We start from the raw sequence: 18585 nt of genomic DNA, 5'->3' as shown, positions 1-18585 counted from the left end.
AGGTTCAGGCGCCAGGCAGCGTCAGTTGCGGATTGACGAAATCAAACGCCGCCAACTGAAACCCTTGCTCATCCACCTGCAACGCCCAGCCCTGTTTATCCCAGTCCCCCAGCACAATGCGCTTGGCCGCTTGCTCGCCAATCTGCAACTTGTGAATGGCGGGGCGGTGGGTGTGGCCGTGGACCAGGGTGCGTACGCCGAACTGTTGCATTACCCGTGGCACTTCCTCGGGGGTGACGTCGACAATGTCGTTGGCCTTCATGCGTGTCTGTGCACGGCTTTCACTGCGCAGCTTGCGCGCCAGTTTGTGGCGGGTGCGCAGGGGCAGGTGGCGCAGGATAAACAGCACGACCGGGTTGCGCAGGATACGCCGCAGCTTCATATAACCGACGTCGCGGGTGCAGAGGCTGTCGCCGTGCATCAACAGCACCGGCTCGCCATGGAGTTGCACGACACTCGGGTCCTTGAGCAAGGTGGCACCTGCAGCTTTGCAGAACGCCTTGCCGATCAGGAAGTCGCGGTTGCCATGCATGATGAAAATCGGGGTGCCGCTGTCGCTCAGCTCGCGCAGGGCTGCGCAAATCGAGCGCTGGAAAGGGGTCATCCCATCGTCGCCAATCCAGGCTTCAAAGAAGTCCCCCAGAATGTACAACGCCTGGGCGCCACGGGCGCGGCCGTGGAGTAAATCCAGAAACGCCCGGGTTATATCCGGGCGCTCCTCTTCCAGATGCAAATCTGAAATCAGCAATATCACCCAACGATCTCGGCTTTCTCGACGATCACGTCTTCTACCGGAACGTCCTGGTGACCGGCTTTGCCAGTGGTCTGTACGCCTTTGATCTTGTCAACGACGTCCTGGCCTTCGGTGACTTTACCGAATACCGCGTAACCCCAACCCTGCACGTTCTTGCCGCTGTGGTTCAGGAAGGCGTTGTCGGCCACGTTGATGAAGAACTGCGCGGAGGCCGAATGCGGCTCCATGGTACGGGCCATGGCGACGGTGTACTTGTCGTTGGAAAGGCCGTTGTCCGCTTCGTTCTGGATGCTTGGGCGCTTGTCTTTCTTTTCTTTCATGCCTGGCTCGAAACCGCCGCCCTGGATCATGAAGTTGCCGATGACACGGTGGAAAACGGTGTTTTCGTAGTGGCCGGCGTTTACGTACTCGATGAAGTTGGCGACGGTGATCGGCGCTTTCTCGGCGTTCAGCTCGATGACGATGTCACCGTGGTTGGTGGTCAGTTTGACTTGAGTCATGGTCGTTTCTCTTTCAAGGAATTCGTAGGTACGGACGCCCGGGCGCCTTACCGGTTTGGCGAAACTTCGGCCAAGGCGCGCAGTTTAGCGTGCCCGGCAGGAATTTCGAGGTGGTTTTTTATCGCGTTCGTCATTAAAGCAGTAATTAAAGCAGCAGTTTTGGGTCGTGGCCTGTCAGTGTCTTGACCGCTTCGGCTATTATGAGCGCTTTGTTTTATCTGGCCTCAACCGGCCACGTACCTGTCTGTTCAAGGATCCTATGAGCAAGCCCACTGTCGACCCTACCTCGAATTCCAAGGCCGGACCTGCCGTCCCGGTCAATTTCCTGCGCCCGATCATCCAGGCGGACCTGGATTCGGGCAAGCACACGCAGATCGTCACCCGTTTCCCGCCTGAGCCAAACGGCTACCTGCACATCGGTCACGCCAAGTCGATCTGTGTGAACTTCGGCCTGGCCCAGGAATTCGGTGGCGTCACGCACCTGCGTTTCGACGACACCAACCCGGCCAAGGAAGACCAGGAATACATCGACGCCATTGAAAGCGACGTGAAGTGGCTGGGCTTCGAATGGTCCGGTGAAGTGCGCTATGCCTCGCAATACTTCGACCAGTTGCACGACTGGGCCGTCGAGCTGATCAAGGCCGGCAAGGCCTACGTCGACGACCTGAGCCCGGAACAGGCCAAGGAATACCGTGGCACCCTGACCGAGCCGGGCAAGAACAGCCCGTTCCGCGACCGTTCGGTGGAAGAGAACCTGGACTGGTTCGCACGCATGCGTGCCGGTGAGTTCCCGGACGGCGCCCGCGTGCTGCGTGCCAAGATCGACATGGCCTCGCCGAACATGAACCTGCGCGACCCGATCATGTACCGCATCCGCCACGCCCATCACCACCAGACCGGTGACAAGTGGTGCATCTACCCGAACTACGACTTCACCCACGGTCAGTCGGACGCCATCGAAGGCATCACCCATTCGATCTGCACCCTGGAGTTCGAAAGCCATCGCCCATTGTACGAGTGGTTCCTGGAGCACCTGCCGGTGCCTGCGCACCCGCGCCAGTACGAGTTCAGCCGCCTGAACCTGAACTACACCATCACCAGCAAGCGCAAGCTCAAGCAACTGGTCGATGAAAAGCACGTACACGGCTGGGACGACCCACGCATGTCGACGCTGTCGGGCTTCCGCCGTCGCGGCTACACGCCGGCGTCGATCCGCAACTTCTGCGACATGGTCGGCACCAACCGTTCCGACGGCGTGGTCGACTTCGGCATGCTCGAATTCAGCATTCGCCAGGACCTCGACGCGAACGCCCCACGCGCCATGTGCGTGCTGCGTCCGCTGAAAGTCGTGATCACCAACTACCCGGAAGACAAGGTCGACAACCTCGAACTGCCGCGCCACCCGCAGAAAGAAGAACTCGGCGTGCGCAAGCTGCCGTTCGCCCGTGAAATCTACATCGACCGCGATGACTTCATGGAAGAGCCGCCAAAGGGCTACAAGCGCCTGGAGCCGAATGGCGAAGTGCGCCTGCGTGGCAGCTACGTGATCCGTGCCGACGAAGCGATCAAGGACGCCGATGGCAACATCGTCGAACTGCGTTGCTCGTACGACCCGGAAACTCTGGGCAAGAACCCGGAAGGCCGCAAGGTCAAGGGCGTGATCCACTGGGTGCCGGCCGCCGCCAGCATCGAGTGCGAAGTGCGCCTGTACGATCGCCTGTTCCGTTCGCCGAACCCTGAAAAGGCGGAAGACAGCGCCAGTTTCCTCGACAACATCAACCCTGACTCCCTGCAAGTACTCACTGGTTGTCGTGCCGAACCCTCGTTGGGCGAAGCACAGCCGGAAGACCGTTTCCAGTTCGAGCGCGAAGGTTACTTCTGCGCGGATATCAAGGACTCGAAACCAGGCGCTCCGGTATTCAACCGTACCGTGACCTTGCGTGATTCGTGGGGCCAGTGATCAGGCAGGCCTGACCGGCTTTGCCTAGAGAGAAGGAATTGTCGTGCTAACGATCTACAACACACTCAGCAAGACCAAAGAAGTCTTCAAGCCGCTGGATGGCAACAAGGTGCGCATGTACGTGTGCGGCATGACCGTATACGACTACTGCCACATCGGCCACGGCCGCAGCATGGTGGCTTTCGACCTGGTCACCCGCTGGTTGCGTTTCAGCGGCTATGACTTGACGTACGTGCGCAACATCACCGACATCGACGACAAGATCATCAACCGTGCCAATGAAAACGGCGAGTCGTTCGACGCGCTGACCGAGCGCATGATTGCCGCGATGCACGAGGACGAGGCGCGCCTCAACATCCTCAAACCGGACATGGAGCCACGCGCCACGGACCACATCCCGGGCATGCACGCGATGATCCAGACCCTGATCGACAAGGGTTACGCCTACGCCCCGGGCAATGGCGACGTGTACTACCGCGTCGCCAAGTTCATGGGCTACGGCAAGCTGTCGCGCAAGAAAATCGAAGACCTGCGCATCGGCGCGCGTATCGAAGTGGATGAAGCCAAGCAAGACCCGCTCGACTTCGTGCTGTGGAAAGGCACCAAGCCGGGCGAGCCGAGCTGGGAATCGCCATGGGGCGCCGGGCGGCCGGGCTGGCACATCGAATGCTCGGTGATGTCCACCTGCTGCCTGGGCGAGACGTTCGACATTCATGGCGGCGGCAGCGACCTCGAGTTCCCGCACCACGAAAACGAAATCGCCCAGAGCGAAGCCGCCACCGGCAAGACCTACGCCAATGCCTGGATGCACTGCGGCATGATTCGCATCAATGGCGAGAAGATGTCCAAGTCCTTGAACAACTTCTTCACCATCCGCGACGTGCTGGCAAAGTATCACCCGGAAGTGGTGCGTTACCTGCTGGTGTCGAGCCACTACCGCAGTGCGATCAACTACTCGGAAGACAACCTCAAGGACGCCAAGGGCGCGCTGGAGCGCTTCTACCACGCGTTGAAAGGCTTGCCGGTGGTTGCTCCGGCCGGTGGCGAAGCGTTCGTTGAGCGCTTTACCCAGGTGATGAACGACGACTTCGGCACTCCAGAAGCCTGCGCCGTGCTGTTCGAGATGGTGCGCGAGATCAACCGCCTGCGCGAGAGCGATCTCGACGCCGCCGCTGGCCTTGCCGCACGCCTGAAAGAACTGGCCAGCGTGCTGGGCGTGTTGCAGATGCAAGCCGATGACTTCCTCCAGGCCGGCGCCGAAGGGCGTGTGGATGCGGCTGAAGTCGATGCGCTGATCCAGGCGCGCCTGAACGCACGGGCCAACAAGGACTGGGCGGAATCCGACCGTATCCGTGACCAACTCACCGCCATGGGCGTGGTGTTGGAAGACGGCAAGGGTGGGACGACGTGGCGCTTGGCTGATCAGGCTTGATTGCTAAAGGCTGAATAAAAAACGCCCCGACTGGTTCGGGGCGTTTTTTTTTGCACATCGTTTTAACGGCTCACTCGATCCACTGTGGAAGCTGGCTTGTGTGGGAGCGGGCTTGCTCGCGAAAGCGGAGTGTCAGTCAACAAATCTGGCGACTGATACACCGTATTCGCGAGCAAGCCCGCTCCCACACAAGCCCGTTCCCACATTTATACTGTGTTCACTTGAGCGATCAGCGGCGGCTGCTGACTTCGGCAGGCACATCATCACCCGCCATGCGCTTACGGAACAGCGCCGTGCGCGCCAGCAGCAATGTGGTCACCGGCACCGTGATCGACAACAAAATCGGAATCAACCAGCCGTGCAACACTGGCCCGGACTTGAGTGCCGAAAAGTACACAATCGACGCCAATGCCACACACCACGCGCCCAACGTCGAAGCCAGCGCCGGCGGGTGCATGCGTTGAAAAAAGTCCTTCATGCGCAACAAGCCGATTGCGCCGATCAAGGCGAACACGCTGCTCGACACCAGCAGCACGGCCACGATCACTTCCACCCATAACGGCATCATTCAATCACCTCGCCACGCAGCAGGAATTTCGCCAGGGCAAACGAGCCCACGAAGCCAAACAGTGCAATCAACAGCGCCGCTTCAAAGTAGGTGTCACTGGCGTAACGAATGCCCAGCACCAGCATCATCAGCATCGCCAGCATGTACAGGTAGTCCAGCGCCAGGACCCGGTCCTGGGCCGAGGGGCCCTTGAACAGGCGCACCAGGGTCAGCACCATGGCCAGGGAAAACAGGAACAGGCTGAACAGGATCGCATTGGAGAGCAGGGCGCTCATTCGAAGATCTCCATCAGGGGCCGCTCGTAGGTGGATTTGAAGTGCTCGATAAACGCCGCTTCATCCTCCAGGTCGAACACGTGCAACAGCAGGATGCTGCGGTCCAGCGCCAGTTCCGACCAGATGGTGCCGGGCACCACGGTGGTGATCATCGACAGCGCGGCGAGGCCGTTGGCGTCGCGCAGGTCCAGGGGGATCTTGATAAAGCGCGAACGCGGTGGGCGTGTGCCGCAGGTCAGCACGCCCCAGGCCACTTGCAGGTTGGACGCGATCACGTCGCGGCCGACCACGAAGAACAGGCGGATGATCACCCCGGGGCGGCGGATGCGGATCGGCAACGGCCGCAGCGGCGCCATCAGCAACGGCGCGAGAACGCCCAACAACGCGCCGAGCAGCAGGTTGCCGGGGCTCACCGACAGGTTCAGCACCAGCCATAACAACCACAGAGCCAACGACAGCCACGGGGCAGGGAACAGGCGTTTCATGGCTGCACCTCCAGCGCGGCGCTCTTCGCTTCGGGGCTCGGCACCGGACGCGTGGCCATCACCGCCATCACGTAGTGCTCGGGGTTGTTCAGGCTCACGGCCGTGGCCTGGGTGTAGCGCATCAGCGGTTCGGCCTTGAAGGTCAACAGGATACTCAACCCGAGCAGGAAGAAGATCGGCACGCACTCATAGCGGCGCAGCAGCGGCGAGGGGCGCTCTTCCGGGGTCCAGAAGCGCTGGATGCCCAGGCGCGCGAACGCGATCAACGAGGCCAGGCCAGAGAGCACCAGCAGCACCACCAGGCCCCAGGCTGCCGGACGGATCGGCGCGTCGACGCTCACGCCCAGGCCCAGTGGATTGATCAGCGCGCTGAGCAAACTCAGCTTGCCGATAAACCCGGACAACGGCGGCATGCCGATGATCAGCAACGCGCAGGCGATAAAGCTCAAGCCGAGGAACGCCATGGTCCAGGGGATCACCTGGCCGACCACGGCTTGCTGTTCATCATCCAGGTTCACCCCCGGACGCGGATGCAGGGATTCCATGGCCTTGGGCAGCGCATCGATTTCCTCATCCAGCGGCAAGTCGTTGGCCGAACGCGAACGCTCGATCAACTCCGCCAGCAGGAACAGCGCGCTCAACGCCAGGGTCGAGCTGACCAGATAAAACAGCGCGCCTGCCGTCAGGCTCGGCTGGGCGAAACCCACGGCCGACAGCAAGATCCCCGCCGACACCAGGATGCTCAAGCTGGCCATGCGCTCCAGCCGTTGTGCCGCGACCATCGCCAGTGCCGCGCCGATAATGGTTGCCATGCCGCCGTACACCAACCAGTCACCGCCAAACAGCGCCGACGCACCGGCCTGGCCGGAGAACAGCAGCGTCCACAAGCGCAGCACGGTGTATACGCCGACCTTGGTCATGATCGCAAACATCGCCGCCACCGGCGCACTCGCCGAGGAATAGGCAGGAGCCAGCCAGAAGTTCAGCGGCCACATGCCGGCCTTGGCCAGGAACGCGGTGGCGAGGATCGCCGCACCCGCATGCAGCAGGCCACGATCCGCCTCCGGCACCAGCGGAATTTTCAGCGCCAGGTCGGCAAAGTTCAGCGTACCCGTGACACCGTAGATCATCGCCGCGCCAATCAGGAACAGCGACGAGGCCAGCAGGTTGATTGCGATGTAATGCAGCCCTGCCGACACCCGCGCGCGGCCCGAGCCGTGCAGCATCAGGCCGTAGGACGCCGCCAGCAGTACCTCGAAGAACACGAACAGGTTGAACAGGTCGGCGGTGAGGAAGGCGCCGTACAGGCCCATCATCTGCACCTGGAACAAGGCGTGGAAACTGGTGCCGGCACGGTCCCAGCGGGCCATGGCGAACAGCAACGCGCTCACGCCGATGATGCCGGTGAGTACCAGCATCAGCGCCGACAGTTGGTCCACCACCAGCACGATGCCGAATGGCACCTGCCAGTTGCCCGGCAGGTACACGCCAATCGAACCGGGGCCGCCTTTTTGCGTCCAGTACAGCAACAGCACCGCAATCCCCAGGCCCAGCACGCTGGAGAACAGGTTGATCTTGGCTTTCAGCGGCCGGCGTTTTTCGCCGAGCATCAACATCAGTGCAGCGGTGAGCAGCGGCAGCAGGATCGGGGCGATGATCAGTTGGTTGACCCAATTCATTCCTTGGGCTCCCGGCCGTCGACGTGGTCCGTGCCGGTCAGGCCCCGGGAGGCGAGCAGCACCACCAGGAACAACGCGGTCATGGCGAAGCTGATTACGATGGCCGTCAGCACCAGGGCCTGGGGCAGCGGATCGGTGTAGTTGAGCAGGTCTTGCGGCACGCCGTCCTTGATGATCGGCTCCTTGCCGATAAACAGGCTGCCCATGCTGAAGATGAACAGGTTGACCCCATACGACAGCAGGCACAGGCCCATCACCACCTGGAATGTCCGTGGCCGCAGGATCAGCCACACACCGGAGGCCGCGAGGACCCCGATGGCAATTGCGATGACTTCTTCCATCAGGCGGCTCCTTCCGTTGCGGCAACCACTTTGGCCTGGTTGCTTGGTTTGTGTGCGCGCACCGATTGGTGACCGAGGGCGGTGAGCATCAGCAGCGTCGAGCCGACCACCATGGCGTACACGCCGACGTCAAAGAACAGCGCGCTGGCCACATGAATGTCGCCCAGCAGCGGCAGGCTGAAATGCCAGGTGTGGGTGGTCAGGAACGGGTAGCCGACAAACAGCGCACCCAGCCCGGTCAGCGTCGCCGACAGCAGGCCGAAGCCCATCCAGCGCATCGGCCGCAGGCTCATCTGCGCCTCGACCCACTGCGTACCGGCGACCATGTATTGCAGGATGAACGCCACCGACATCACCAGCCCGGCGACAAACCCGCCGCCCGGTTGGTTGTGGCCGCGCATGAACAAGTAGAACGACACCACCAGCGCAATCGGCAGCAGCAGGCGCACCAGCACTGCGGGCACCATCATGAAGCCCAGCGCGGTGTCGCTGGCCTGGCGTGGGTTGACCAGGTCAGTGGCCACGTCCGGGGCCAACTGGCGCTGTTGTGCGGGCAGTTGCATGCTCTCCTTGGACGGGCGGAAACGTCGCAGCAGCGCGTACACCGTCAGCGCCACGGCGCCGAGCACGGTGATTTCGCCGAGGGTGTCGAAGCCGCGGAAGTCCACCAGCATCACGTTGACCACATTGCTGCCGCCGCCTTCGGGCAGGGCGCGGCTGAGGTAGAACGAGGAAATATCGTTGGGCGTCTGGCGCGTCAGCATCGCGTAGGACAGCAACGCCATGCCGCCGCCTACCACGGTGGACAGCAGGAAGTCGCGCACCCGGCGAATCCGCGCCTTGCGCAGGCTGCCCGGCAGGGGCGAAACTTCTTCGATCCGCCGTGGCAACCAACGCAAGCCCAGCAGGATCAGCACGGTGGTCACCACTTCCACCACCAGTTGGGTCAAGGCCAGGTCCGGCGCGGAGAACCACACGAACGTGATGCAGGTCATCAGGCCGCACACGCTGACCATGGTCAGGGCTGCCAGCCGGTGATACTTGGCTTGCCACGCGGCGCCGACGGCGCAGGCAATCGCCAGCAGCCACAAGGTAACGAACACGATGGAACCGGGGATCTTCGGCCGGTCGCCCCAGCTGAGGCTGCTGTGCAGCATCGGGATGAGGCCTGCGACCACCGCCGCCAACACCAGCAGGAACAGCTGGGTTTGCAGGCGTTTGGTGCTGATGCGTTTTTCGATCTTGCGTGCACCGCGCATCATCACAACCAGGCAGCGCTCGAAGCCGCGCTTGCCGTTGAAGTAGCTGATGATCGGCGGGTAATCGAAGCGCCCGCGCTTGAGTTGCTTGCGCAGCAACAGGTAGAGCACCACGCCGCAGGACATCGCCACCAGGCTCATGATCATCGGCGCGTTCCAGCCGTGCCAGATCGCCAGGCTGTACTGCGGCAGCACGCCGCCCACCACGGGCAGTGCGGCGGCAGCGAGGATCGAGCCGACCATCTGCGCCGGGAAGATCCCTACCAGCAGGCAGGTGAACACCAGCAGTTCCACCGGCGCGCGCATCCAGCGCGGCGGTTCGTGTGGCGTATGGGGCAGGTTGGTGGCTGTCGGGCCGAAGAACACATCGACCGTGAAGCGCAGCGCGTAGGCCACGCTGAACGTACCGGCGATGGTGGCGATCACCGGCAGGGTGATTTCCACCCACTTGGTCGCCGAGATGAACACGGTTTCGGCGAAGAACATTTCTTTGGACAGAAAACCGTTAAGCAGCGGCACGCCCGCCATGGACGCACTGGCGACCATCGCCAGGGTCGCGGTAAACGGGATCAAACGCACCAGACCACTGAGTTTGCGAATGTCACGGGTGCCGCTTTCGTGGTCGATGATGCCCGCCGCCATGAACAGCGAAGCCTTGAAGGTGGCGTGGTTGAGAATGTGGAACACCGCAGCGACGGCGGCCAGCGGGCTGTTGAGGCCCAGCAGCAGGGTGATCAGCCCGAGGTGGCTGATGGTGGAATAGGCCAGCAGGCCCTTGAGATCGTTTTGAAACATCGCGCAGTACGCGCCGAGTAGCAGGGTGATCGCGCCGGCGCCGCCGACGATGTAGAACCATTCTTCGCTGCCGGACAGCGACGGCCACAGGCGGGCCAGCAAGAACACGCCGGCTTTCACCATCGTCGCCGAATGCAGGTAGGCCGACACCGGCGTGGGGGCCGCCATCGCGTGGGGTAGCCAGAAGTGGAAGGGGAACTGCGCGCTTTTGCTCAGCGCGCCGATCAGCACCAGGGCGAGCATGATCGGGTAGAGCGCGTGGGCACGGATCTGCTCGCCCGCCGCCAGCACCTGGTCGAGGTCGTAGCTGCCGACGATATGCCCCAGCAGCATCACGCCTGCCAGCAGGCACAAACCGCCGGCGCCGGTGACCATCAACGCCATATAGGCACCGCGTCGCGCGTCGGCGCGGTGGTGCCAGTAGCCGATCAGCAGGAACGAGAACAGGCTGGTCAGTTCCCAGAAAAACACGATCTGGATCAGATTGCCGGAGATCACCAGCCCGAGCATCGCGCCCATGAAGGCCAGGAAAAACGCAAAGAAGCGTGGCACCGGATCGTCCGGCGACATGTAATAGCGCGCATACAGCGACACCAGCGTGCCGATGCCCAGTACCAGCATCGAGAACAGCCAGGCAAACCCGTCCATGCGCAACACGAAGTTCAAGCCCAGGCTGGGCAACCACATGAATTCTTCGCGGATCACGCCACCGTGGGCGATCTGGGGGTAGAGCAGGGCAACTTGAACGGTGCCGACCAGGGCCACCAGGCCGGCCAGCAGGGATTCGGTGTTACGTGCGTTATGCGGCAGCAAGGCTGCCAGACAACTGCCAAGAAACGGCAGCAGCAGTAGAACTATCAGGGACATAGGCTTCTAATCTGCGGGAGTTTGGGATGCATCATACGTGCCGCTTTCTCGATCACCAAACGGCAACATGTGGCAGGATCCTACAAGGTAGGCCGAAAACTCCCAATACGCACTTATACGCAGCAACCAATGTTGGAATGCAATCCCCGTAGTGAGCGGGCTTGTCCCGCGCTGGGTGGCGAAGCCGCCCTAAACCCAGACAGCTTGGTTTGCTTGAAAGAATGCAGTGACTGGATTGGGGCCGCTTCGCAGCCCAGCGCGGGACAATCCCGCTCACTACAAAGGCGTGTTGATGGGTCTTAGCCCAGACGCTCCTGCTCCAAGTCACTCTCTAACTCGGCTGCCTTCTGCCCTTTGGTCTTCATCTCACTCACAATCACCGCCGCTACAATCAACGCCGCTCCTACCATCGCAATCGGTGGAAAACGCTCCCCGGCAATCCGTCCGACCACACCGGCCCACACCGGCTCCCCGGCATAAATCAGCGTGGCCCGCGTTGGCGAAACGCTCTGCTGCGCCCAGTTCATCGCCACCTGGATCACCGCGCTGGTCAAGCCCAGGCCCACCGCGCTGAACAGCAGCAACCACGAGAACCCCGGCAAGGCCTCGCCCATCGGCACCACCATCATGAACGACAGCACCGAGGCCGTTGCCAGTTGCACCACCGTAACCCGGCGCACATCCACCTGCCCGGCATAGGCACCGATCAAAATGATTTCGGCGGCTATGGCTATTGCACCAATCAATGTGGCGATTTCGCCGGGGCTGAAGTTCAACGATGCGCCCGCAGGCCCCGTCAACAGCATCAAGCCGGTGAACGCCAGCATGATGCCAATGCTTGGCATCAACCCTGGGCGCCGGCCCAGCACCAGCCATTGCAGCAAGGGCACAAAGGGCACATACAGCGCGGTGATAAACGCCGACTGGCTGCTGAGGATCGTCTGCAAGCCAATGGTCTGCAAACCGTAGCCAAACATGATCGCCACGCCGATAAACACCCCGGCCTTGAACTCGAACAAGGTCAGGTCACGCAAGGTCCGCAAGGAAAAGAAGCCCACCACAATCGCCGCGGCGGCAAAGCGCAGCCCCACGAAAAACATCGGGCCGCTGACGGTCATGGCGTGTTGCACCAGCAAGAAGGTGCCGCCCCAGATCATGGTGATGAACACCAGGATGCATTCGGCTTTGCTGAAACGGTTGAAACGCGAGGGGGATTTGGCGGTGGTCATGGCGGCTCGGTCTTGCAAGGGGAAGGCACGGACCGCACAATGCGCCGCACGCTGGGCAGTATACTGCGCACACCCACCCATTGAGCAATATAGTGCACAAAGAAAATCCACAACGGGCCTCGGTCCTGCAGCACGTCAGCCAGAACGTTCGTCGCCTGCGCCACGCCGCCGACTTGAGCCAGACCGCGCTCTCGGAAAAATCCGGAGTCAGCCGGCGCATGCTGGTGGCCATCGAAGCCGGCGAGAAGAATGTCAGCCTGTCCACCCTGGACCGGGTGGCCGAAGCCTTGGATGTGGCATTCAGCGACCTGATCCAGGCCCCGGATGTGCGCGACCACAGCCGCATCAACGAGCTGGCCTGGGCCGGTGAGATCGACGGCAGCAAGGCGGTGTTGCTGGCCAAAGCCACGGCGCGGCGTGAAGTGGAGCTGTGGGAATGGCGCCTGGAGCCCGGCGACCGTTACTGCCCGGACCCCGACCTCGAAGGCTGGAGTGAGCAACTGTTTGTGTTCGAGGGCAGCCTGACCCTGGTCGTGGCTGGCGTAGAAAACCGCATCGGCGCCGGCGAGTTTTTCATGTTCGCCAGTCATCAGCAGCACACCTATCGCAATGACGGTGACGTCGCGGTGCGCTTTATCCGCAACGTGGTGATCTAACTGTTTGCCACGCAACAGTGGATGCACAGTTTGCTGGTTTGAAACGCGCTCCATCCCAGGACTTCCTCAGCAAGCCGCTGATTTTATTGGCGATTAAATTCAGGCACGACTCCTGCAATCACTCCGTTATCCCATCGGAGCCTGGAGTCGGCCCATGTCTGCCCACCCTTTACACCCTGCCCATATCATCCGCTCGGACGCGCAAGCCATCGAGATCGCCACGCGCCTGGCCGCCCGCTTTGCCGTCGAGGCCAGCGAGCGCGACCGTGAGCGACGCCTGCCCGTCGCCGAGCTTGAAGAATTTTCTGCCAGCGGCCTGTGGGGCATCACCATTCCCAAGGCCTACGGCGGTGCCGAGGTGTCTTATGTGACCGTGGCCGAGGTGATCAAGCTGATCTCCGCCGCCGACCCGTCGTTGGGGCAGATCCCGCAAAACCACCTGGGCGTGGTCGACATCCTGCTGCAAACCGCCAGCGAGGAACAAAAGCGTTACTACTTCGGCAAGGTCCTGGCCGGTTATCGCTTTGGCAATGCGTTCTCCGAAGCCAAAAGCAAAAACGCCGGCACCTTTGATACGCAAATCCGCTTCCATGGCGACAGCGCGCAAATCAATGGCGAAAAGTTCTACTGCACCGGCGCGCTGTTCGCCCACATCGTGCCCACCGTCGCCAATAACGAAAAGGGTCAGGCATTTATCGCCTTCGTCGAGCGTGATGCCCAGGGCCTGAACGTGATCGACAGCTGGGACGGCTTCGGTCAGCGCACCACCGCCAGCGGCGGCGTGACCCTCGATGGCGTCAGCGTGCCCCTGTCTGCCGTCATCCCTGCGCACCAAGCGTTCGACCAGCCCACCGCCAACGGCCCGATCTCGCAGATCATCCAGGCGGCGGTCGACACTGGCATCGCCCTCGGAGCCCTTGAGCAAGCGAAAATCTTCGCCCGCCAGGCGCGCCCGTGGATCGACAGCCAGCAGGAGCACGGCTGGCAAGACCCGTTCACCATCGCCGCCATCGGTGACTTGGAATGGCGTGTGCACGGCACTGAAGCAATCCTCGCCAAGGCCGGCCGCGCCGTCGACCACGCCCTCGCCGAACCCAGCGAAGACAGCGTCGCCCACGCCTCGCTGGTCGTCGCCCAGGCCAAAGTGCTGTCCGCCGAAACCGCCTTGCTGGCCGGCAGCAAACTGTTCGAACTGGCCGGCACCCGCTCGGTCACTGGCAAGCACAACCTCGACCGCTTCTGGCGCAACGCCCGCACCCACACCCTGCACGACCCGGCCCGCTGGAAATACCACCTGATCGGCAACTTCGTGCTCAACGGCGTGAAACCTGCGCGCCACGCCTGGAACTGAGGAACTCACCCATGACCGCATTGAACCTTGCGCGCCAACTGCTGGACAGCACCCGCCGCCATGTCGAGAAAAGCGAAGACCCTTATGTGATCAGCCGCTTCGGCGACTTGCAGATCCGCGTGGACGTGGCTGCCGCCTTGCTGGAACGCGCCGAAACCCATCCCGGCCCGGTGGCGGCCACCGAAGCGCAGATCGCCGCCGCCGAAGCCTTGATCGCCGCGAGCAACGCCGAATTCGAACTCACCGGCCAACGCACCGCGCTGCCCTCGACCCTGGATGATCCGTTGCGCGCGAAGTACCAGATCGTCGGCAACTACCACCTCAACGGAGTGCTGTGATGTCCCGTGAAATCCGCTTGAATGCCTTCGACATGAACTGCGTCGGCCACCAGTCTCCCGGTTTGTGGGCGCACCCGCGCGACCGTTCGTGGCAGTACAAGGACCTGGAATACTGGACCGACCTGGCCAAGATCCTTGAGCGCGGCAAGTTCGACGGCCTGTTCATCGCCGACGTGCTGGGGATCTACGACGTGTACCAGGGCAACGGTGAAGCGGCGATCCGCCAGGCCACCCAAGTGCCGGTCAACGACCCGCTGTCGCTGATCGCGCCGATGGCCCTGGTCACTGAACACCTGGGGTTTGGCCTTACGGCCTCGCTGTCCTTTGAGCACCCGTATCCGTTTGCGCGGCGTCTCTCCACCCTCGATCACCTGACCAAGGGTCGCATCGGCTGGAACATCGTCACCTCCTACCTGGAAAGCGGCGCCAAGAACCTCGGCCAGAAAGCCCAGACCGAGCACGACGCCCGCTACGACTACGCCGAGGAATACCTGGAGGTTTGCTACAAACTCTGGGAAGGCAGTTGGGAGGAGGGTGCGGTGCTGCGCGACCGTGAACGCCGCATCTTCAGCGACCCGAGCAAAATCCACGAGATCCGCCACGTCGGCAAACACTTCCAGGTGCCCGGCATTCACCTGTGCGAGCCGTCGCCGCAGCGCACGCCGGTGCTCTACCAGGCCGGTGCATCCAGTCGCGGCAAGCAGTTCGCCGCCGAACAGGCCGAATGCGTATTTGTCGCTGCGCCGTCCAAGGTGCTGCTGAAAAAGACCGTCGCCGACATCCGCCGCCGTGCCGCGGAGGCCGGGCGCGATCCGAAGAAGATCCTGATCTTCAACTTGCAGACGGTGATCGTCGGCGAGACGGACGCGAAGGCCAAGGCCAAGTTTGATGAGTACAAGTCCTACGTCAGCTACGAAGGCGCGATGGCGCTGATTTCCGGCTGGACCGGTATTGATTTCAGCCAGTTCAAGCCGGATGAACCGCTCAAGCATGTGCACACCAATGCGATCCAGTCGGCGGTGGAAGCGTTTTCCACCGCTGATCCGAACAAGGTGTGGACACCCAATGAACTGGCCGACTGGGTTGGCATTGGTGGCTTTGGCCCGCTGTTTGTCGGCGGCCCCGAGACCGTGGCGGACCTGTTGCAGGAATGGGTTGACGAGACCGATGTGGACGGCTTCAACCTGGCCTATGCGCTGACCCACGAAACCTTTATCGACGCCGTGGAGTTGCTGGTGCCGGAGTTGCAGAAGCGCGGTGTGTACAAGACCGAATATGCCCAGGGCACGCTGCGCGAAAAGCTGTTTGGCGACGGCGCGCGCTTAGGTGCCAGCCACCCCGGCGCCAGCTACCGCGACCTATCCAACCTGCACAAATCCAATGTGGGAGCGGGCTTGCTCGCGAATGCGGACTGATATTCACCCTTTGTGTCGACTGGCCCACCGCTTTCGCGAGCAAGCCCGCTCCCACAGTTGATCGGTGTCGATCCAGAAAATCCAGCCAGCGGACCACCGCACGCTTGACTACCAATAGGAGTAATCCCTATGAGCGTGCATGAACTAAAACGCCCGCTGGCCGTGGAATGGCCCGCCGAGCTGCTCGGCAACCTGCCCAAGGCCCTTGAACAACTGCAGCACTGGGCACAGATCACACCGCTGCACACGGCCTTGCGCCACAAGCGCCAGGGCCAGTGGCATGCGTGGCGCTGGATCGACGCGTTGCGCGATGTCGAGCGTCTGGCGGACGGCTTGCGCCAACAGGGCTTCAGCGAACAGTCGCGCCTGGCCTTGAGCGGCGCGTTCGAGCCGAACCTGTTGCTGCTGGCCCTGGCTGCCCAGTCCATCGGCGGGCAAGTCTTGACCCTGGCCGATGACCTGGAGCCCGACGCGGTGCAGCAACAGCTGTGGCGTATCCGTCCCACCCATGCGTATGCACCCGGTCGCCAGCAACGGCATTGGGCATCGTTCAATCCGCTGGACTTCGCGCAACTGCTCGGCCCGGTCGATCCGGCGCAACACCTCGCGCGCTGGTGGCAACCCAGCGCTGAAACCGCGTTGTGGAGCGAAGAGGGCACCCGTTGGCAGGGCGGCCTGACCGTGGTGCTGGAGCAATGGCTGAATACTGGTCATGGCCTGGCTTTCCCGGAAAGCCTGGCCTCGGCGCAACGTGATCGGCGAGAAGTGGCGCCCACCGGCCTGTTGCTGTCTGCCACCTGCTTGCAACTGCTGGCCGATGAAATCGAAAGCCGCCTGGCGCCCCACGGCACCTGGCGCCGACGCTTGTGCGAGTGGGCCATCGCGCACCCGCAAAGCGGCCTGCGCCGGCTGCTGAAAAACCGCGTGCGCAAGCTGCTCGGTTTCCAGCGCCTGGCCTACATCTGGCAACCCCTCAAAGCCACCGCTTCGCCTACGTGGCTGGCTGAATTCAAACGGGACATCGCATGAGCCAAACCATTCTCCAGGTACGCGACATCTCGCTGTCGTTCAAAGGGGTCAAGGCGATCAATGCCTTGTCCTTTGACGTGCAGCGCGGTGAGATCTGCGCGTTGATCGGGCCCAACGGCGCGGGCAAGAGTTCGTTGCTCAATGTGCTCAACGGCGTGTATCGCTTCGATGCCGGCGAGATCGTCTTCGAAGACCGGCACTTTCACCGCATCGACCCATTGGGTGCGGCGCGCCGCGGCATCGGCCGCACCTTTCAGAACAACGCGCTGTTCAAGAAAATGAGCGTGCTCGACAACATCCTCACCGGCCTCTCGCGGCATATGCGCAGCACGTTCATCGAGCAAGCCCTGGGCCTGCCCCGCGCACGCCGCGAGGCCGAAGCGTTCCGCCGGCGCGCCCAGGGCATGCTCGAATTTCTCGAACTGCAAGCCCACCGCGATGTGCTGGTGGGCAACCTGTCCTACGGCTTGCAAAAGCGCGTGGAGTTGGGCCGGGCGCTGATCGCCGGGCCCAGTCTGTTGCTGCTCGACGAACCCATGGCCGGCATGAACGCCGAGGAAAAACAGGAGATGGCACGTTTCGTCGCCGACGTTAACCGTGACCTGGGCACCACCGTGGTGTTGATCGAACACGACATCGGCGTGGTGATGGGCCTGTCCCACCACGTGGTGGTGCTCGACTACGGACGTAAGGTCGGCGACGGCACGCCCGCGCAAGTGCAAGCCAACCCCGAAGTGATCGCGGCCTACCTGGGAGCGGCGCACTGATGACGTTCTTCTTCGAAACCCTGCTCGGCGGCCTGCTCGCCGGCACCATGTACTCACTGGTCGCCATCGGCTTTGTGCTGATCTACAAGGCCAGCGGCGTGTTCAACTTTGCCCAGGGCGCGATGCTGCTGTTTGCTGCGCTGACCTTCGTCAGCCTGCATGATCAGGGGGTGCCGTTTGCCCTGGCGTTGCTGCTCACGGTGATCGTGATGAGCCTCGGTGCGCTGCTGATCGAGCGCCTGGTGCTGCGGCCCTTGGTGAACCGTTCGCAGATCACCTTGTTCATGGCCACGCTCGGCCTCTCGTTCATCATCGAAGGCCTCGCCCAGGGCCTGATGGGCTCGCAGGTGCGAGCTCTGGATCTGGGCATCGACGATGTGCCGCTGTTCGTCGGCCCGCTGATGCTCAGCCAGTTTGACCTGATCGCGGCGGCGGTGGCGGTGGTGCTGGTGACGGTGTTGGCGCTGTTGTTCAACAAGACCCGCATCGGTGTGTCGTTGCGCGCGGTGGCGGATGACACCACGGCGGCGCTGTCCATCGGTATCAACCTCAACCGTATCTGGCAGATCGTCTGGGCCGTGGCCGGGGTGGTCGGGCTGGTCGCCGGGCTGTTGTGGGGCGCGCGCCAGGGCGTGCAGTTTTCGCTGTCGCTGGTGGTGCTCAAGGCCCTGCCGGTGCTGATCATCGGCGGCTTTACCTCGATTGGCGGGGCGATTGTCGGCGGGCTGATTGTCGGTGCCGCGGAGAACCTCGCCGAGGTGTATATCGGCCCGTTGATCGGCGGCGGCATCACGCCGTGGTTCGCCTACGTATTGGCCCTGGCCTTCCTGTATATCCGTCCCGCCGGCCTGTTCGGCGAGCGCGCCATCGAGCGAGTCTGAAACC

At 62.5% G+C, this 18585-nt stretch carries 18 protein-coding genes; 9 read left to right on the top strand and 9 right to left on the bottom strand.

What is annotated here, in order from left to right; translation table 11 throughout:
- Window positions 1-4 precede the first annotated feature (4 nt).
- Both lpxH and LIY36_RS17305 read right to left on the bottom strand, forming a co-directional pair.
- Complete coding sequence (gene lpxH / locus LIY36_RS17310) at window positions 5-754, bottom strand: UDP-2,3-diacylglucosamine diphosphatase (RefSeq protein ID WP_226456408.1); 750 nt, start codon at window positions 752-754, stop codon at window positions 5-7.
- Window positions 751-1254, bottom strand: a complete 504-nt coding sequence (locus LIY36_RS17305; protein ID WP_010209496.1) for a peptidylprolyl isomerase — start codon at window positions 1252-1254, stop codon at window positions 751-753. The genes lpxH and LIY36_RS17305 overlap by 4 nt, the downstream gene beginning before the upstream one ends.
- A gap of 259 nt (window positions 1255-1513) precedes the next feature.
- Between LIY36_RS17305 and LIY36_RS17300 the strand changes: the two genes are divergently transcribed.
- Together LIY36_RS17300 and cysS are read left to right on the top strand one after the other, a co-directional pair.
- Window positions 1514-3214 (top strand): glutamine--tRNA ligase/YqeY domain fusion protein, encoded by a 1701-nt coding sequence (locus LIY36_RS17300; protein WP_226456407.1) that lies wholly within the window; start codon window positions 1514-1516, stop codon window positions 3212-3214.
- Window positions 3215-3257: 43 nt separating this feature from the next.
- The gene (gene cysS, locus LIY36_RS17295) at window positions 3258-4646 is read left to right on the top strand and encodes a cysteine--tRNA ligase (protein WP_192296600.1); all 1389 of its coding nucleotides are present in this window, start codon (window positions 3258-3260) and stop codon (window positions 4644-4646) included.
- 229 nt (window positions 4647-4875) lie between these two features.
- On the opposite strand, the gene LIY36_RS17290 is transcribed toward cysS, so the two are convergent.
- The 7 genes from LIY36_RS17290 to LIY36_RS17260 form a co-directional block, all read right to left on the bottom strand.
- Window positions 4876-5214, bottom strand: coding sequence for a Na+/H+ antiporter subunit G (locus LIY36_RS17290; protein ID WP_192296598.1), 339 nt, complete (start codon window positions 5212-5214; stop codon window positions 4876-4878).
- Window positions 5211-5489, bottom strand: coding sequence for a K+/H+ antiporter subunit F (locus LIY36_RS17285; protein WP_105522735.1), 279 nt, complete (start codon window positions 5487-5489; stop codon window positions 5211-5213). The genes LIY36_RS17290 and LIY36_RS17285 overlap by 4 nt, the downstream gene beginning before the upstream one ends.
- Complete coding sequence (locus LIY36_RS17280) at window positions 5486-5974, bottom strand: Na+/H+ antiporter subunit E (protein ID WP_192296597.1); 489 nt, start codon at window positions 5972-5974, stop codon at window positions 5486-5488. Before LIY36_RS17280 ends, LIY36_RS17285 begins: the two co-directional genes overlap by 4 nt.
- The gene (locus tag LIY36_RS17275; RefSeq protein ID WP_192296596.1) at window positions 5971-7653 is read right to left on the bottom strand and encodes a monovalent cation/H+ antiporter subunit D; all 1683 of its coding nucleotides are present in this window, start codon (window positions 7651-7653) and stop codon (window positions 5971-5973) included. The genes LIY36_RS17280 and LIY36_RS17275 overlap by 4 nt, the downstream gene beginning before the upstream one ends.
- Window positions 7650-7994: a Na+/H+ antiporter subunit C gene (locus tag LIY36_RS17270; protein ID WP_003192163.1), complete on the bottom strand. Its 345-nt coding sequence runs from the start codon at window positions 7992-7994 to the stop codon at window positions 7650-7652. Before LIY36_RS17270 ends, LIY36_RS17275 begins: the two co-directional genes overlap by 4 nt.
- Entirely contained in the window at window positions 7994-10915 is a 2922-nt protein-coding gene (locus LIY36_RS17265; protein ID WP_192296595.1) for a monovalent cation/H+ antiporter subunit A, read from the bottom strand. Before LIY36_RS17265 ends, LIY36_RS17270 begins: the two co-directional genes overlap by 1 nt.
- 299 nt (window positions 10916-11214) lie before the next feature.
- Complete coding sequence (locus tag LIY36_RS17260; protein WP_226456406.1) at window positions 11215-12144, bottom strand: DMT family transporter; 930 nt, start codon at window positions 12142-12144, stop codon at window positions 11215-11217.
- Window positions 12145-12236: 92 nt separating this feature from the next.
- Between LIY36_RS17260 and LIY36_RS17255 the strand changes: the two genes are divergently transcribed.
- The 7 genes from LIY36_RS17255 to LIY36_RS17225 all read left to right on the top strand — a co-directional run bounded on the left by LIY36_RS17255 (window position 12237) and on the right by LIY36_RS17225 (window position 18581).
- Window positions 12237-12800, top strand: a complete 564-nt coding sequence (locus LIY36_RS17255) for a helix-turn-helix domain-containing protein (protein ID WP_226456405.1) — start codon at window positions 12237-12239, stop codon at window positions 12798-12800.
- Between the two features lie 154 nt (window positions 12801-12954).
- The gene (locus LIY36_RS17250; protein WP_226456404.1) at window positions 12955-14151 is read left to right on the top strand and encodes an SfnB family sulfur acquisition oxidoreductase; all 1197 of its coding nucleotides are present in this window, start codon (window positions 12955-12957) and stop codon (window positions 14149-14151) included.
- Between the two features lie 11 nt (window positions 14152-14162).
- A complete protein-coding gene (locus tag LIY36_RS17245) occupies window positions 14163-14489 on the top strand; it encodes an acyl-CoA dehydrogenase (protein WP_192296590.1) in 327 nt (108 codons plus the stop codon).
- A complete protein-coding gene (locus LIY36_RS17240) occupies window positions 14489-15904 on the top strand; it encodes an LLM class flavin-dependent oxidoreductase (RefSeq protein WP_226456403.1) in 1416 nt (471 codons plus the stop codon). Before LIY36_RS17245 ends, LIY36_RS17240 begins: the two co-directional genes overlap by 1 nt.
- Window positions 15905-16033: 129 nt before the next feature.
- Entirely contained in the window at window positions 16034-16933 is a 900-nt protein-coding gene (locus LIY36_RS17235; protein ID WP_226456402.1) for an AMP-binding protein, read from the top strand.
- The gene (locus tag LIY36_RS17230) at window positions 16930-17700 is read left to right on the top strand and encodes an ABC transporter ATP-binding protein (protein WP_226456401.1); all 771 of its coding nucleotides are present in this window, start codon (window positions 16930-16932) and stop codon (window positions 17698-17700) included. Before LIY36_RS17235 ends, LIY36_RS17230 begins: the two co-directional genes overlap by 4 nt.
- Window positions 17700-18581, top strand: a complete 882-nt coding sequence (locus tag LIY36_RS17225; RefSeq protein WP_192296586.1) for a branched-chain amino acid ABC transporter permease — start codon at window positions 17700-17702, stop codon at window positions 18579-18581. The genes LIY36_RS17230 and LIY36_RS17225 overlap by 1 nt, the downstream gene beginning before the upstream one ends.
- Window positions 18582-18585 lie beyond the last annotated feature (4 nt).

The sequence above is a fragment of the Pseudomonas sp. AF03-9 genome (assembly GCF_020515815.1).
Lineage (GTDB): Bacteria > Pseudomonadota > Gammaproteobacteria > Pseudomonadales > Pseudomonadaceae > Aquipseudomonas.
The sequence above is the reverse complement of the archived record's forward strand: the minus strand, read 5'-3'. Positions and strand labels throughout refer to the sequence as shown.

Bases quoted from the DNA above. Each gene is read 5' to 3' on its own strand.
- LIY36_RS17300 (WP_226456407.1), top strand. From the start codon at position 1,514: ATGAGCAAGCCCACTGTCGACCCTACCTCGAATTCCAAGGCCGGACCT.
- LIY36_RS17260 (WP_226456406.1), bottom strand. From the start codon at position 12,144: ATGACCACCGCCAAATCCCCCTCGCGTTTCAACCGTTTCAGCAAAGCC.
- LIY36_RS17280 (WP_192296597.1), bottom strand. From the start codon at position 5,974: ATGAAACGCCTGTTCCCTGCCCCGTGGCTGTCGTTGGCTCTGTGGTTG.
- LIY36_RS17270 (WP_003192163.1), bottom strand. From the start codon at position 7,994: ATGGAAGAAGTCATCGCAATTGCCATCGGGGTCCTCGCGGCCTCCGGT.
- LIY36_RS17230 (WP_226456401.1), top strand. From the start codon at position 16,930: ATGAGCCAAACCATTCTCCAGGTACGCGACATCTCGCTGTCGTTCAAA.
- LIY36_RS17245 (WP_192296590.1), top strand. From the start codon at position 14,163: ATGACCGCATTGAACCTTGCGCGCCAACTGCTGGACAGCACCCGCCGC.
- LIY36_RS17250 (WP_226456404.1), top strand. From the start codon at position 12,955: ATGTCTGCCCACCCTTTACACCCTGCCCATATCATCCGCTCGGACGCG.
- LIY36_RS17290 (WP_192296598.1), bottom strand. From the start codon at position 5,214: ATGATGCCGTTATGGGTGGAAGTGATCGTGGCCGTGCTGCTGGTGTCG.
- LIY36_RS17275 (WP_192296596.1), bottom strand. From the start codon at position 7,653: ATGAATTGGGTCAACCAACTGATCATCGCCCCGATCCTGCTGCCGCTG.
- LIY36_RS17285 (WP_105522735.1), bottom strand. From the start codon at position 5,489: ATGAGCGCCCTGCTCTCCAATGCGATCCTGTTCAGCCTGTTCCTGTTT.
- LIY36_RS17265 (WP_192296595.1), bottom strand. From the start codon at position 10,915: ATGTCCCTGATAGTTCTACTGCTGCTGCCGTTTCTTGGCAGTTGTCTG.
- LIY36_RS17235 (WP_226456402.1), top strand. From the start codon at position 16,034: ATGAGCGTGCATGAACTAAAACGCCCGCTGGCCGTGGAATGGCCCGCC.
- LIY36_RS17225 (WP_192296586.1), top strand. From the start codon at position 17,700: ATGACGTTCTTCTTCGAAACCCTGCTCGGCGGCCTGCTCGCCGGCACC.
- LIY36_RS17240 (WP_226456403.1), top strand. From the start codon at position 14,489: ATGTCCCGTGAAATCCGCTTGAATGCCTTCGACATGAACTGCGTCGGC.
- LIY36_RS17305 (WP_010209496.1), bottom strand. From the start codon at position 1,254: ATGACTCAAGTCAAACTGACCACCAACCACGGTGACATCGTCATCGAG.